This is a genomic window from Ruegeria arenilitoris, from assembly GCF_013035425.1.
Lineage (GTDB): Bacteria > Pseudomonadota > Alphaproteobacteria > Rhodobacterales > Rhodobacteraceae > Ruegeria > Ruegeria arenilitoris_A.
Map to the genome: position 1 here is coordinate 1 of NZ_WQHX01000006.1, position 14,996 is coordinate 14,996.

The 14,996-nt window shown below is 51.3% G+C and carries 12 protein-coding genes; 5 read left to right on the top strand and 7 right to left on the bottom strand.

Annotation, left to right across the window (positions count from 1 at the left end; genetic code table 11):
• The 5 genes from GOV45_RS16170 to rfbA form a co-directional block, all read left to right on the top strand.
• Window positions 1–3,119, top strand: a 3,119-nt coding sequence (locus GOV45_RS16170) for a G8 domain-containing protein (protein ID WP_170479707.1), incomplete at its 5' end; no start/stop codon positions are given.
• Between the two features lie 720 nt (window positions 3,120–3,839).
• On the top strand, window positions 3,840–4,400 hold the full coding sequence (rfbC, locus tag GOV45_RS16175) for a dTDP-4-dehydrorhamnose 3,5-epimerase (RefSeq protein WP_170479709.1): 561 nt from the start codon (window positions 3,840–3,842) through the stop codon (window positions 4,398–4,400).
• 3 nt (window positions 4,401–4,403) lie between these two features.
• The gene (gene rfbB, locus GOV45_RS16180; RefSeq protein ID WP_170479711.1) at window positions 4,404–5,447 is read left to right on the top strand and encodes a dTDP-glucose 4,6-dehydratase; all 1,044 of its coding nucleotides are present in this window, start codon (window positions 4,404–4,406) and stop codon (window positions 5,445–5,447) included.
• Entirely contained in the window at window positions 5,444–6,295 is an 852-nt protein-coding gene (gene rfbD, locus GOV45_RS16185; protein ID WP_170479712.1) for a dTDP-4-dehydrorhamnose reductase, read from the top strand. The genes rfbB and rfbD overlap by 4 nt, the downstream gene beginning before the upstream one ends.
• The gene (gene rfbA / locus GOV45_RS16190) at window positions 6,292–7,167 is read left to right on the top strand and encodes a glucose-1-phosphate thymidylyltransferase RfbA (protein ID WP_170479714.1); all 876 of its coding nucleotides are present in this window, start codon (window positions 6,292–6,294) and stop codon (window positions 7,165–7,167) included. Before rfbD ends, rfbA begins: the two co-directional genes overlap by 4 nt.
• A 14-nt stretch (window positions 7,168–7,181) precedes the next feature.
• Here the strand turns inward: rfbA and GOV45_RS16195 are convergent, their stop codons facing one another.
• From GOV45_RS16195 to GOV45_RS16225, 7 genes are all read right to left on the bottom strand, one after another.
• The gene (locus GOV45_RS16195; protein WP_170479715.1) at window positions 7,182–8,144 is read right to left on the bottom strand and encodes a hypothetical protein; all 963 of its coding nucleotides are present in this window, start codon (window positions 8,142–8,144) and stop codon (window positions 7,182–7,184) included.
• A 197-nt stretch (window positions 8,145–8,341) separates the two neighbouring features.
• Complete coding sequence (locus GOV45_RS16200) at window positions 8,342–9,034, bottom strand: sugar transferase (RefSeq protein ID WP_170479717.1); 693 nt, start codon at window positions 9,032–9,034, stop codon at window positions 8,342–8,344.
• Window positions 9,035–9,453: 419 nt separating this feature from the next.
• Window positions 9,454–10,965 (bottom strand): hypothetical protein, encoded by a 1,512-nt coding sequence (locus tag GOV45_RS16205; RefSeq protein ID WP_170479719.1) that lies wholly within the window; start codon window positions 10,963–10,965, stop codon window positions 9,454–9,456.
• Window positions 10,966–11,054: 89 nt separating this feature from the next.
• Window positions 11,055–11,792 carry an SDR family oxidoreductase gene (locus GOV45_RS16210; RefSeq protein ID WP_170479721.1) on the bottom strand — a complete coding sequence of 246 codons (738 nt, stop codon included), beginning with the start codon at window positions 11,790–11,792 and terminating at the stop codon, window positions 11,055–11,057.
• Window positions 11,789–13,114 carry an FAD-binding oxidoreductase gene (locus GOV45_RS16215; protein WP_170479723.1) on the bottom strand — a complete coding sequence of 442 codons (1,326 nt, stop codon included), beginning with the start codon at window positions 13,112–13,114 and terminating at the stop codon, window positions 11,789–11,791. Before GOV45_RS16215 ends, GOV45_RS16210 begins: the two co-directional genes overlap by 4 nt.
• Window positions 13,111–13,536: a GtrA family protein gene (locus GOV45_RS16220; protein WP_170479724.1), complete on the bottom strand. Its 426-nt coding sequence runs from the start codon at window positions 13,534–13,536 to the stop codon at window positions 13,111–13,113. The genes GOV45_RS16215 and GOV45_RS16220 overlap by 4 nt, the downstream gene beginning before the upstream one ends.
• Entirely contained in the window at window positions 13,533–14,996 is a 1,464-nt protein-coding gene (locus GOV45_RS16225; RefSeq protein WP_367648688.1) for a UbiA family prenyltransferase, read from the bottom strand. Before GOV45_RS16225 ends, GOV45_RS16220 begins: the two co-directional genes overlap by 4 nt.

Below are 14,996 nucleotides of genomic sequence, written 5' to 3' on the forward strand. Positions count from 1 at the left end.
ATTTCGAAGCTTATGGTGACGCGACACTGGCCCTTGAATGGTCCGGTCCGGACAGCGAAGGCCGTCGTGAAGTAATTCAGGGCGACGCCCTGAATCACGTCATCTATGATGATACTGGCACTGGTTCAGGTGATCCTGATTACGGAGACGGAAAGGATCAAGGTTCCGGCGGTGACGATACGTCTGGCGGTGATACTGGCACGGGAGAACCCGACCACGGCGATGGAATGGACAATGGCTCAGGCGGTGATGATACGTCTGGCGGTGATACCGGGACGGGTGATCACGACCACGGTGACGGATCGGACCATGGCTCAGGCGGTGATGATACGTCTGGCGGTGATACTGGCACGGGAGAACCCGATCACGGTGACGGATCGGACCATGGCTCAGGTGGCGACGACACATCCGGTGGTGATACCGGAATGGGCGATCACGACCACGGTTCAGGCGGTGACGATACATCTGGAGGCGATACTGGCACGGGCGCACCCGACCACGGTGATGGCTCGGATCATGGCTCAGGTGATCACGATAGCCACAGCGGCGGCCATGTGCCTCCGCCGACAAGCCCAGCCGAAGTTGACGACTATGTTGCTGCTGTGATGGCACAGCCCGAATCGCACGCGCATGGCGACGATGCGAGTCTTGCGAACGAACACATGGCCGTTCTGGACCTTGTGCCTCGCTCAGAGGCGACGCATGTGGCAGTCCGCGATGGAGACTGGTTCGATCCAAACACCTGGCATGAAGGACGCATTCCCGATGCAGGTGCTCAGGTTGTCATCCCAGAGTCGATTTCAGTGCTGTATTCGGGGCAGAGCGATGCATCGCTGTTCACTGTTCGTGTGGATGGTGAATTGTCATTTGCCCACAACGCGAATTCAAAAATGCTGGTCGATACTATGGTAGTGTCCCCGACCGGCCGTTTGGAAATCGGTACCGAGGAAAACCCGATCGGTGCAAACTATGACGTAGAAATCGTCATAGCGAATAACGGCGACATTGATACAAGCTGGGACCCGATGCTTTTGTCTCGGGGCGTTATTTCGCACGGTGAAGTGGAAATTCACGGGGCGGAGAAAACGAGCTTTTTGGCGGTGTCCGATGCGCCGATGAGGGGCGACACTCAGATTAACCTGAGTGAGATTCCTGAAGGTTGGCAGGTTGGAGACACGATCGTTCTAACTGGTACCCATAAAGAAGGTTGGTACTGGGACAACGATGCCGGGGTAATGCGTCGCCACGACAGTCAGGATGAAGAGGTTGTAATTACCGCTATCAATGGCAACGTAATCACGCTGGATCGAGCCCTGGAATATGATCACGACACGCCACGGGACGATCTTGCCGCTTATGTGGCCAATACATCGCGTAACGTTACATTTTCAAGCGAGGACGGCGAAGACACTGCGGTTCATCACCGTGGGCATACGATGTTTATGCATTCGGACGACGTTGATGTTCGCTATGCTGCATTTGATGATCTAGGGCGGACTGACAAATCTGTACCTGCATTTTCTGTTACCTCGCTTGACAGCGTCCAGTCAGATTCAAATATCCAGTCGCGCTATCCGTTCCACTTCCACAGAACAGGAACAGAAGATCAGGAAAACCCTGCAATCGCAATTGGTAACTCTGTCACCGGCTCCCCGGGCTGGGGTTATGCCCATCATGACAGCCATGCGATATTCACTGATAACGTAGCGTTCGATATCTTTGGTGCAGCATTCGTTGCAGAGGATGGTAATGAAACAGGTGTTTGGTCGCATAACATCGCGATCGATGTCGTTGGTGTTGGCTATACAGATGCGGCAGTTAAGGACGGGCCTGCAGTAGAACGTCATGACAATGGGCGAACCGGTGAGGGGTTCTTCTTTGCAGGACGGTTGGTTGAAGCGTCAGACAATGTTGCTGCAAATACGACCCATGGCTACGTCTGGATGACTCGTCAGCATCCGCGAGATCCCCTAAGCGATAATCTGGACCAACCGGAAATTGCTTATGGCAGCGATAGCATCCGTCTGGATGTTCCTCCAATTCAAGGATTTCACAACAACGAAGCGTTCGGCACTGAGGTTGGCTTGATTGTTATCAAAGCCAACCCCAATCAGGATCACGATGTTCGATCGGTCATGGATGGTTTCCTGAATTGGGAAACCTGGGAGGGCGTGAACCTTTCCTACACCTCGCATTACACATTAATTGACTTCGATATTTTGGCCACACAAAACGAAGAACTGCTCTTTGGCAGCGTCGGTTTTAATCTTGGTGGCAATGCTTTTGATGTCGTAGTTAATGGTATGCGTGTGGAAGGTTTCCGCACAGGCGTCGATCTGGACCAGGAGTTCCACTTTGGCACAGATGGCGCCGATTATGACGACGTGTTCATCGATCTTGTACTTGTTGATAACGACAATAACTTTGTCGGTTTCAACTCATCTCGTCATTCTGTCATATCATCAGACGATCTTGTAGAAGGTCGCCTTGGCTTCGTGTTGGAGTCGGACACTGTACTGTCCGAAGGCGAGAGCCTTTTCCTTCGGGGACTAAAGACTGACTCGATCGGTAGTCGCGACCGCGAGTTTGCCGGTGATAGGCAAATTTTAGACTGGCACGAAGACATAGCGGCAATTATCGCGAACGACGGCTACTATAAAACCGAGTCGGGTCAGAATGTTGTTTTGATCGAAGATTTCGTCGCTGATCGTGCTACTGGGCAATTAATGAAGATGGCCCACGTTATCACGCTGGATATGACTGATGCGGAGATTGCCAATTCCTGGTCGATAAACCATTGGGGGGGCGCTCAGTACAACGGCATCATTTCTTTTGACAATGTGGCGCCGACAGCTCGCGACGATCTTGCATCTACAAGTGCCGGTAATGCGGTTCTTATCGATGTACTAAGCAACGACTCACACGTTGGCGGTGACGATATCCGCGTCGACGGATTGTCCACGACTCCCAACGGGAATGTGTATCTTCAGGACGACGGGCAGCTGCTTTATGTCCCCAACCCTGACTTCACAGGCATAGACAGCTTCGACTATTGGGCAGCTGATGAGGATGGCGACTTTTCGCAGGCAACTGTGACAGTAGAAGTCTTCGATCTCTAGGTCAGAAATCTAAGCGCCCGGGTAAGAAAAGGCTCGGGTGCATTCTATTTGTTTCAAACTAAAATCTGGGGAAGTGGAACTGATGTTCCTAGATCAGGATTTTTCCGAGCTGGAAAAAACATGCATCTGTTGAAGCGTACCAGCCTTTGCAAAAAATGGTCGTGCGGCCAGTAAGCCCAATAGTGCAACTATTCCGATACCAGAATAAGTAGATAGCGCGATCCAGCCCCCGAACCCAGCCAGCAATACTGAGCTACCCGCGAGAAGGCCGCAGAAAATAGCTATACACAAAGCGCCTAACACAGTCGAGTTCCCGCCTCAAAGATAGAGTAGTTTGATATTTATAAAAAAGCATGCATGGCTCGCTGGAACAGAGTCAAGTTGCCAGGTGTCAAAAACGAGCGGTGGGCTGCTGACGTCCGGCGAGTCTCCGCTTATGGCTTTCCCAAAAGCAGTACTTTTCAATTTCTACAGGCAAAGTGGTTTACCAATTGCGGCACTTCCCGCACCCTTAAGTTGAACCTTTTTTAAAACCCAAGGCGCCAAGTTAAATTGCTTTGTCATCCGTATTTAGCAATTTGGTCTCAATGCCTTGATGAATTTAATGGCGAAATTTGGTAAACTGACTTAGGTTGCAGAAATTCAAGATGTGAGTGGCAGGCTGCAGCGGACGCGTTTAGGTTTTTCTGCCAGAAATGGGTTAATGGAAGGATCCTAAAGATGAAGGTGGAAGCCGCGCCGCTGTCAGGGCTGCTGATCCTGACTCCGACGCGTTTTAGCGATGAACGTGGTTATTTTAGTGAAAGTTGGAACCTTAAACGTCTGAAACATCATGGAATAGAAATAGAGTTTGTTCAGGACAATCATTCGTTGTCCCGGCAGACCGGAACATTGCGCGGACTACATTTCCAGTCTCCGCCGCATGCACAGGACAAGCTTGTACGGTGTGCGCGCGGCGCTCTGTTCGATGTTGCAGTCGATATTCGCAAGGGCAGCCCAACATTCGGGAACTGGTTCGGTATCGAGTTGAGTGAGGAGAACGGTACGCAGCTTCTCGTTCCCAGAGGGTTTCTACATGGGTTTGTAACCCGCGCTCCGGATACTGAAATTTGTTATAAGTGCAGTGACTACTATGCGCCTGATTGCGACGGAGCGATCCGCTTCGATGACGGTGAGATCGGAATTGACTGGGGTCTGAACGGCTCTCCTGTCTTGTCTGGAAAAGATGCAGCGGCTCCAAGTCTCAGCGATTTTGACAGCCCGTTTGTTTGGGAGGGCTAGTCGATGAAACTTCTGGTTACCGGCGGTGCGGGCTTCATTGGATCCGCGGTTGTGCGTCTTGCTATAGCCCGTGGGCACGAAGTGGTGAATGTCGATGCCCTGACGTATGCGGCGTGTCTAGACAACGTGGCTAGCGTTTCCGACAGTCCCTGCTACAAATTTATTCATGCCGACATCTGCGACCGCGCGGCGATGAATGCGGCTATTTCGGACCATCGGCCTGATATCGTTATGCATCTGGCGGCAGAAAGCCATGTGGACAGGTCCATTGATGGCCCCGACGCGTTTATAGAAACAAATATTACTGGGACTTACAGTTTGCTCGAAGCTGCGCGAACCTATTGGGCTCGGGCAGGCAAACCTGAAACTTTTCGGTTTCATCACATCTCAACCGATGAAGTGTTTGGTAGTTTGGGCGAAACGGGCCTGTTCACCGAAGATAGCCCTTACGATCCGCGCAGCCCATATTCGGCGTCAAAAGCGGCATCTGATCACTTGGTGAGAGCTTGGCATGAAACTTACGGTCTACCTGTTGTATTGACAAATTGTAGTAACAACTACGGTCCCTATCATTTTCCAGAAAAATTAATCCCTGTTGTTATTTTGAATGCTCTGGCGGGTAAACCGCTACCGATCTACGGCACAGGTGCCAACGTACGCGATTGGCTTTTTGTCGAAGACCACGCGGATGCCTTGTTGCTTGTCGCTGAAAAGGGATTGCTCGGTCGCTGCTACAATATTGGGGGCAACAACGAACGCTCCAATCTGGAATTGGTCGAAAGCCTCTGCGCTATCTTGGATGACTTGCGACCTCTACCCCGCGGCAGTTACTCGGACCAGATCACATTTGTGCCTGATCGCCCGGGTCACGATGCGCGCTATGCTATTGATGCGTCTAGAATTCGCGACGAGCTGGGGTGGGTACCTTCAGTGACATTGGAACAGGGTCTTCGAATGACCGCCCAATGGTACTTGGATAATCCTGGTTGGTGGCAAGCTTTGCAGGGTCGGCACGGCGTCGGAGACAGGTTGGGAATGGCAAATTGATTCTTGTCTTTGGGTCTTCGGGTCAGTTGGGGCGCGAACTGGCGGCGCTTCCGGACACAGAATGTTTGTCGAGAGAGGCTGGGGATCTCTCCGACCCCGCAATGTGCGCTTCGGTAATTTTGAAAAGTCGACCCGCCGCTGTAATTAATGCAGCGGCCTATACAGCCGTGGACACCGCTGAGCGCGAAGTTGACTTGGCAACGACGATCAATTGCGACGCGCCGCAGGCTATGGCTATTGCATGCGCAAAACTGAAAGTGCCGTTTGTGAGTGTTTCAACAGACTACGTGTTTGATGGAAGCGGGCAGGCGGCATGGCGTGTCGAGGATAAAACGCACCCGTTGGGCGTTTATGGTCGGTCAAAACTGGCCGGTGAAAAAGCGGTTGCCGCAACTGATGCTCAATGGTTGATTTTGCGAACTTCGTGGGTTGTTTCGGCGCATGGTAGCAATTTTGTAAAGACAATGTTGCGCCTTGGATCGACCCTCGACGAACTGAATGTCGTGGCCGATCAGATCGGCGGCCCAACGCCGGCAAGGGATTTAGCCATTGCGTGTCATCGCATTGCGCATCTAATGCGCGAGGACCCTGACTTAAAAGGCATCTATCACTTTTCTGGTCGGCCATCGGTTAGTTGGGCGGATTTCGCACGCGAGATTTTCAGGCAGGCCAACTTGGACTGCCAGGTCAACGACATTCCGAGTTCAGACTATCCGACGCCCGCGACCCGACCCTTGAATTCGAGGCTGGACTGTGCGGATACTGAGCGGGATTTGTCGATTGCCCAACCAGATTGGAAATTGGGGTTGGCGGAAATTTTGATTGATCTAAAAGGATGTTATCAGTGACCAAGCGTAAGGGTATCATTTTGGCCGGAGGTTCCGGTACCCGCCTTTACCCAATTACCGAAGGTCTTTCCAAACAGCTTTTGCCGATTTACGACAAGCCGATGATCTATTATCCGCTGAGCGTCCTGATGTTGGGCGATATCCGCGAAATTTGCATCATTACGACACCGCAGGATCAGGCTCAGTTTCAACGCGCACTTGGGGATGGCAGCCAATGGGGAATTTCACTGAGTTATGTGGTTCAACCCACCCCCGACGGCTTGGCCCAGGCATATATATTGGCCGAGGAATTTTTGGACGGTGCGCCGAGCGCGATGGTCTTGGGCGACAACATATTTTTCGGCCACGGCTTGCCAGAGTTGCTAGCCAAGGCAGATAATTCGTCTTTGGCGGCGACTGTTTTTGGCTACCACGTGAATGATCCGCAACGGTATGGAGTTGTGGATTTTGATGATCAAGATCGCGTCAGGGCTATTGTCGAGAAACCGTCGGTTCCGCCGTCAAACTATGCGGTGACCGGTTTGTATTTTCTTGATGGAACTGCTCCGGAACGTGCGCGTCAGGTAATTCCCTCTGCACGGGGAGAGCTGGAGATCACTAGTCTGTTAGAGATGTATTTAGCGGAAGACCAATTGGATTTGCTGCGAATGGGACGCGGTTATGCCTGGCTGGATACTGGCACGCATGGCAGTCTGTTGGATGCAGGGAATTTTGTGCGAACCCTTCAGGATCGGCAAGGTCTGCAGACCGGATGCCCAGAGGAAATTGGTTACCTTAAAAGTTGGATTTCCCGAGAAGAACTCGCCAAACGGGCTCAAACTTTATCCAAGAATGGGTACGGCGAATACCTGTCCAACCTAATCGAACGGTGACAGTTGTAGTGAAGCTATTGGGGGGGTACCCCGGTTGGCGCATAATTGGTGACCACGTCCCAAACGATTTTTTGCATCACACGCGCCGCGTCTGGTCCAGGTGAGTCCGCGTCGGAACCGTCTGCGCGCTTTAACTCATATGGCAACCCGATGGGTGACTTCTGGTACAACACTGCGTAATGGGTAAGCGCCACCAAATATGCTCCCAAGTCGTTAAAGTGAATGTTGTCCTGTTCGCCATCTTCAGTTTTGGCAAACAGGTCCTCTTTCCCGTTCACCGGTCCAATACCGTTACTTTCATCCACTTCCCGTACGAACCTCGCAAAGACTTGGCCGGCGGGGATTACGTAAATCGGGTGTTGCATGTTCTCGTAGGCTAATGCGCGCCTCAAAATTTCAGTTTCCCAGTAGCGCTCCAGATCCAGGTCGAGGCGCTGCAACCACCCTTCTTCGTCCGTTAGTTCATGCCATGTTTCGTAAAGGTAAACTCGTAGTTCTGGGTTTGCCTCCCACCCTGCTTTTGCCCATCTGTGCAAGTAATCCGCGCTGTCCATGTACTTGATCGCGTCGCGAATTTCGACCATCTCGGTCACGACAAGAACGTTGTATTCTCCGGAGGACACAGCTTCGTGGGCGTCCCTATATTTTGGGTGATCGTTTTCTTTCTCAAAGCCGTAAATGGTTTCATCTTCTTCCCAATGGGCCTTTAGCGCGGTGCCCCATCCCTGCTGACTGTTGTAACCGTGACCTTCGCCGGCCAACTGAGCCAGCATTTCTGGCATATCACGTCCAACCAAACTATGGCCGATGTGAAAAACCCGCTGTACATCAGACGGAGCAGGGGCCGGTGTATTGTAAAGAGATTCGAACTCTGACTTGTCGATGGGTTTGGGGCCGCCGCATTTTGTCAATCCACTACAAGCAGCAAGCAGAAGTAATAGTAGTGGGGATCCAACGCGTTTTAGTTTTTTGAGCATGCCTAATCTCTTTCGGTCATGGGCCATTGTTCTAATAGAGGCGGAGGTCAAGCACCGCGATGTAGCGATGCTACATCTAACAAACAGAGATTTGCAGCAAGAGTATAGACCCGTTGCGAACGTTGGGGAAAAACACGCCAGAAATACCGCACCCCATTACAAGCTGACGGTGCGAACTGAAGTGTAACCCAAAATTGCTAGTATCCGGTCGCGCGTACGACCACGCCGACAGTGGCGTAAAGAATACCGAGGTCCGTTTTAAGCGTAAGGTGCTCGGCATAGGATGTGTCAAATTCAGCGCGGCTGGCGAATGTGCTCGCATTCCGTTCCGAAACTTGCCAAGAGCCGGTGAGACCAGGGCGCAACTGAAAGTACGCTTCGCCTGGGTATAGCTTGCGTTGCTCCGGCATCATCGGGCGTGGCCCGACCAAACTCATTTCGCCAACTAATACGTTCCACAATTGAGGCAGTTCATCCAACGAAGTTTTGCGAAGAACGCGACCGAATTGAGTAATTCGAGGGTCGTTCTTGAGCTTTTGAGTCGCATCCCATTCGAGACGGGCCAGTGTGTTTTTTGACAAATACTCTTCAAGCAACACGTCGGCATTCGTTACCATCGTGCGCAATTTCCACATCGTGAACTCGCGCCCATTGCGACCGATGCGGCGTTGTCCATAGAATGGATTCCCGCCGTCGCGCGCGATCAAAGCGGCCAAGATGATTATAAGGGGTAAAACAATCGGTGCCGCCAAAAGAATGAACGCGACATCAAGTAGTCTTTTGAAAATTCTACCATAAAGCCGGGTTGAATTGGCTTTATTTTCACTCACTCGGGCTACGGCTTGATGCTTCCGCGGCTCGCTTGGAAAACTCGTATCCTGAATCGTCATTTTTTTACTTTCAAACCAAAGCCAAAAAGGCTTGACCATTACGACACAAACTTCCGATGGTCCAAAAAACGACCCTCAGATCTACTCACAACAAGAAAGAGATAATAACTCTCGACAGCGTCGGCCCCCCTCTTTCACCCAATGACAGTACACCATTTACTCTAACACAACAAACCAACAGTGCCATCTTCTAATCAAATTTTCGCCTTATTCTATTTTAAGTTCTGTAATCTACATCTCATTGTTTCCAAATTTGGGCGCTGATCGTGTCTGAGTTGTGGTGGGGCTGGCATGGTCTATCTGCCAGCCGAACAATTTTTTGCACACTGTTACAGTCTGAGCACAGAGCGTAGAGAAAACTGTTCCAGCTATTTGGTCATTAGGGTTTGATGCCTTGGAAGAGTTGACCACCTTAATACTCAAGTACGAGGTTTCCGAACATTGATCGGGTTGGGTTGAGAAGATTTTATGGCTCTGTCCGTGATGAAACTTTCGGATTTTTTAATATCAGACGAAGTATTTACTTGGGCTCGCAGCACATAACCTGTAAGCGACCCGGCAATTAGCCAAGTCACAGGCGTTAGAGTCGCGTTGGGGATAAGATCAATAAGATTTGCAGCCGAGACCAACGTCAGACCAGCGGTTGCTAGCGGGATGTCTTGTATCTTTTTCCGTCTGTTCAGTGTTAGGAGCGGCAGAGTCAACAAACCAAAACGAGCGACGTAGCCAAACCAACCAAACATCCCTACAAATATCACCCACATCCCATCGGTGATAGCTGATGAATAGACACCGGTTTCCGGGTCGTAGCTTTCGTTACGACCCCAACCTCCCCATCCAAAGAAAGGTTTTTCCTCAGCGCGGGCAAGCAAAATGTCTTCGCTTGCAACTCTTACATCAAATGATTCGGCGCGTCGGGGACTTATCTGGGAGGCCAATTCTGAAACACTCTCCACGGGAACCCAGTCCAATCCACGTAGCATGGGATAGGTGAGAACGATTAGGGCCACGACTGATGCCGCACGCAACATCAAACGACTTGTTCCGAACATTATCAAAGGCATTAATAGTACCGTAATGACCAGTGCCCCCAGCGACTTGACCAGAACTATGGTGATAAGCATCCAGCCGAGGAACAGCATCCATCTAAAAGAGTCGGTTGCTGCAAGCGAGCTGCTGCGCAACAGAGCGACACCAGAAAGAGTGGCCATCGACAAAAAAATGCTGACCCAAAGACCGTGTTGTAAAAAGACGATGGGGCGAAAACCCCCACCACGGACATGCTGCAAGAAATCGTGAGGAAAATATCCATAGATCCACACGTTCAGCTGTGGGCTCATGCGTACTTCAAATAATGCCAGTAGGCTGTAAGCTAGTCCCGACATTGCCAAAACTACGAGCAGCACTTTGTGACCAGACTCGGTTGCTAGATACCTAGCTCCCAAAAAAAACGGGAGAATAGACACCAGTGCCTCCAGACCTATTGAAAACCCATCGTAAACTCGCATGCCCGGTAGAGACACGGGACCGAATTGCAGTGGTTCTCCGTTCGTCAGAACTGTTGCAAATCCTGATGCAAACAGTACAAACAACAGCAAAATCAAGACCAATCTTGCTCCTGCGGACTCTTGTTTGCTCTTGCGGCTACTAGCTGGTTTGTTCAGATGATCGGGCGAATTGTAGCTTCCCGAAGCCCATGTTGGTTTTGGTGGGCGTATCAGCAGACACATTATTGTCGCGCTGAGGGCCGGGATCAACGTCTTGTCCAATACAGGCAAAATTGGCAAATCGATCTGCGGTAGGCCAGGTAAAAGCAAGTAGCCCGCAATAATTGAAGCAGAAATCGCACTGGGCTTTTCAAGTACCTTAAACAGGACAACCACAACCAGTGGCCAAGAAAAAAGCACAATGTACGCGATTACGTTTGGCATTGAGAATTGGCCTCAGAAAAAGGCTGTGCGTGTGGGTTCAGGACCAACAATTCCCTGAAACTGTTGGCTCGCAGAAAGACATATGCAGATCAAATCCGCATCCTTTTGAATATGGCCTCGGGGATCGCCTTTATCACGAACATTACAATGGCCCAAATCGGCTTGACGTAAACAATATTCTTTTTTTTACGTACGGCCCGCTCGATCGCATCAGCTACTTCGGAAGGTTGCGCGGTCAGTTTTTCAGGTAAATCCAATTCTTGGGTCATCTTGGTGTCGACAAAACCTGGTAATACAGTAACAACGTGAACACCTTTCTTTGCCATCCGGTTACGCAACCCGGACAGAAATGCCGTGAACCCGGCTTTGGCTGATCCGTAGATATAGTTAGTGGCCCGACCCCTTTCTCCTGCGACCGAACTGATACCAACCAGAGTGCCGGAGCCACGTCGCTCAAATCGGTTCGCTAACGCGCCCAAAATGTTGGCGGGGCCTTCAAAGTTGGACCGCATAACCAGAACAGCCGCGTTCGCGTCTTGCTCATCGTTTTCTTGCTGCCCGAGCAGTCCAACGGCGCAAACTACGATTTCTGGCGATGCAGGCAACGTTTCCACGAAACCATCGTGACTATCCAGATCAACGACGTCGAATTCATGCAAAGTCACAGAAACTTGGTGCCGGATCTCCAGATCAGTTTTTGCTTTTTCAAGATCCTGAGCATTTCGCGCGGCCAACTGGATTGGATGTCCCAGCGCGGCATAAGTATGGGCAACCGCCATCCCAATATCTGATCGGGCACCGAGGATTAGCACTGGTCCTTCGCTCACAGCATCAGCCTTTCAGATTGCATCGAGGAAAACTGTTTGTTGACGCCGGTCCGTTCCCGCATGGCAGAAAAATTTGCGACCCGAACTTCGTCCATGTCCTTAAGATCCTGGGCTGCGAGACAGCTATCTTTCGCCAAATAAACCCGACCGGCATAGTCTGCTGTCATCTGACCAAGTTTACTTACTAACGCGATCGATTTTTCGGACACCGGGAAGTCCAACGCCAGAGTGTATCCTTCCATCGGAAAGGAGAATCGACTTTCCTGTACCCCGAACCGTTTCAGCACTGCAAGAAAGGAGCCTTGTCCAGCTTCGGAAATCTCAGTCAACATGTCGTTCAGACCTGTTCTGGCCTGATCCAAGGGTATGACACACTGGAATTGTGCCAAGCCTTTGCGCCCGTATATCCTGTTCCAGTTCTGAATTGAATCCAGCGGATAGAAGTAGCTGTTCCAATTGACGTAACTGGTCCTATCGCTTCGAGAGCCGTTCCAGTAGTAAAGTGCATTGAATGCTCGCACCGAATATCGGTTCAAACAGAATCCCGGAAGGTTAAAAGGAACGTTTAGCTTTTGCTTGGCAACAGTCGGGTAGGGCGTCGCGCGGCACTTTTCAGGAATTTCCGAGTGCGATGCATGCTCGCCCAGCATAACCAGCGAGCGGCCCATATTCTCGCCTTTGCTCAAGCAGTCTATCCACGCCACCGAATAAGTCGCGTCCAGAGCTTCTTCGAACAAGTCAATCGCGGCGTCCAGATTTGGCGCAGCATGCGTTGTTTGTCTTATCCATCCAGTTTCGACTGGGCGTAGCCGACAGGCGACCCTGATGATTACTCCCGTCAGACCCATCCCACCAATGGTCCACTCGAACAATTCAGAGTTTTCTGTGCGCGAGCACCTCGTTACTTCGCCATCAGTTCCGACGACATCCAGCCAATCGACAAAACTGCCAAATGAACCATCGATGTGGTGATTTTTTCCATGTACGTCGGCGGCTACCATACCGCCCAATGTTACAAAACGCGTGCCGGGGGTCACTGCAGGAAACCATCCCTGCGGCAGAAAGGCGGAAATTACGTCAGACAATAGCACGCCCGCTTCGGCAATGAGTTGGCCGGTTTCAGGATCAAACCCCAGCATGTGATTAAAGCTGCGCATGTCGATTGTATTGGTTCGGCTTAGCGCGCTGTCGCCATAAGCGCGACCGTTTCCGCGGGCAATTGCACTAGACGCAATTACCGCGTCTTTCAATGCTGCTTTGTCCCGTGGCTTTTGCACATTGCAATCTTCCACGGGGTGATTGCCCCAGCCAGAAAGTTTCATCTAGCTTCTCCGATTGTCAGTGCGGAATCCGTGAATACAAAGCGACGATCGAGGTTGAACTTCACGATGTAGCCGACTGTCAGTCCTAATACCGCACCCAACTCTCGCATGAGATCTGTACGCCAGATCAACCAGAACCCCGCTTCCGTACCCCAGAAGATTGCTGTCGTCAGAATTCCCATCGCTGTATAGGCTGAAAATTTGCGACTGTGGTCAATAACCCCTTGGCCAAGATCGTAGAATATCCAGCGTTTATCGAGGATGTATTTAAGGACGAGACCAACCCCAGTGCCAACCAACAGCGCAGGGATCAACGCGTCGTCACTGATTATGGCGAACACCACGCGCTGAGCTCCAAGATTTGCCACAGTCGCCAGTACTGCAAACAGCGAATAGCGCAGTAAGAGAGTTCGAAACGTCACAGCACGGTTCCCCCGAACGCGAGCACCGCGACAAAGACAAAGCAGAGTTGGCTTGTCCTGTCTCGCGCCGCAAACACGATGGGATCATCATGCATGTGGCCCCGGTGGGTAATCATGATGATGCGGCTGATCCAGTACAACAGGATCGGACAAATTCCCCACAAGACGATTGGTTGTGCGTAAAGCTCAACCACACTGGGTGAGTTCAGATAAAGGGCTAAAACCAGCACTGCAAGATAACCTGCCGCGATCGCCATCTGAGTCATCAACGGCAGATCGTCGACATGGTAGCCACGTCCAGTTGCCCCGAGCTTGCCGCGCGCGGCACTGTCAACAAGTTCCGCCTGCCTTTTGACTGCGGCAAGCGAGAAGAATAGAAAAATAGAGAACGCCAACAGCCAGACGGACAATACGATTTGTGTCGCGACGGCCCCGGCGATTATCCGTAGGGTATAAAGCCCTGCGAGTGTACAAACATCTACAATGAGTTTCCGTTTGAGCGAAATAGAATACGCTGTGGTAATGCTGAAATACACAAGCATGACAGCAAAAAAGGCCCATCCTGTAAACGCAGCGACCAAATATCCTCCAAACAGCAGCCCGATGGCCATCCAAATCCCGTGAGAAACGGGAATGCTGCCTGACGCAAAGGGTCTGTTACGTTTTCTTGGGTGCGCGCGATCAGCTTTCAGGTCCAGTAGATCGTTGACCACATAAACACTGGAGGCAATCAGGCAAAAAGAGATAAAGGCTAGAAGGCTGTGTACCAAAACGCCCGTCGCGAAATTATGCGCTGCGATCATAGGCAGGAACACCAGTATGTTTTTTAACCACTGATGAGGGCGCAGCGCCTTAAGATAGGAATTTGGCGAAACCCCCTTGGTGGTTAAATGTTCCGCTTCGCAATCCAATTTGTCGACGCCACGGCGCACGGATTGCGGCGCGTTGACTGTAACCGCTTTCTTGGCCTTTGCCCAGATTTTCAAATCTGCCCGGCTGTCTCCCAAATAAGTGTAGCTGTGATCGCCATATTGCTGTTCCAGAAATTGGGCCTTTTTATCGCCTTTCAGGTTTACATCCCCGTTCGATCCATGAACCTCGTCAAAAAGGCCCAAATGATCCGCGATCTGATCCGCGATCCTTTGATTCGAAGCGGTAACAAGTGCCGTCCGGCGTCCTGCATCTCGCCAAGACCTGATGTAGTCGACGACAGCCTGATTATAGGGCAACGCGTTTGCATCCACCTTAGCGGTTCTTTGTAGGCTTGCTTTCAATGCCGCTCGCCCTCGAACAAGCGCCGCTGGGGCTGTAAATATTGTGCGCCAGTCTTGAGCCAACGAGGACCAGAAGGTTTCATGCAGCATATCGGACGCAATAAGGGTCCCGTCCAGATCGACAACCAGGACTGGGTCGGCGACTTGCATCGCCTGTTCGTCTGTCAAGGTAGCTTGATCTGACAC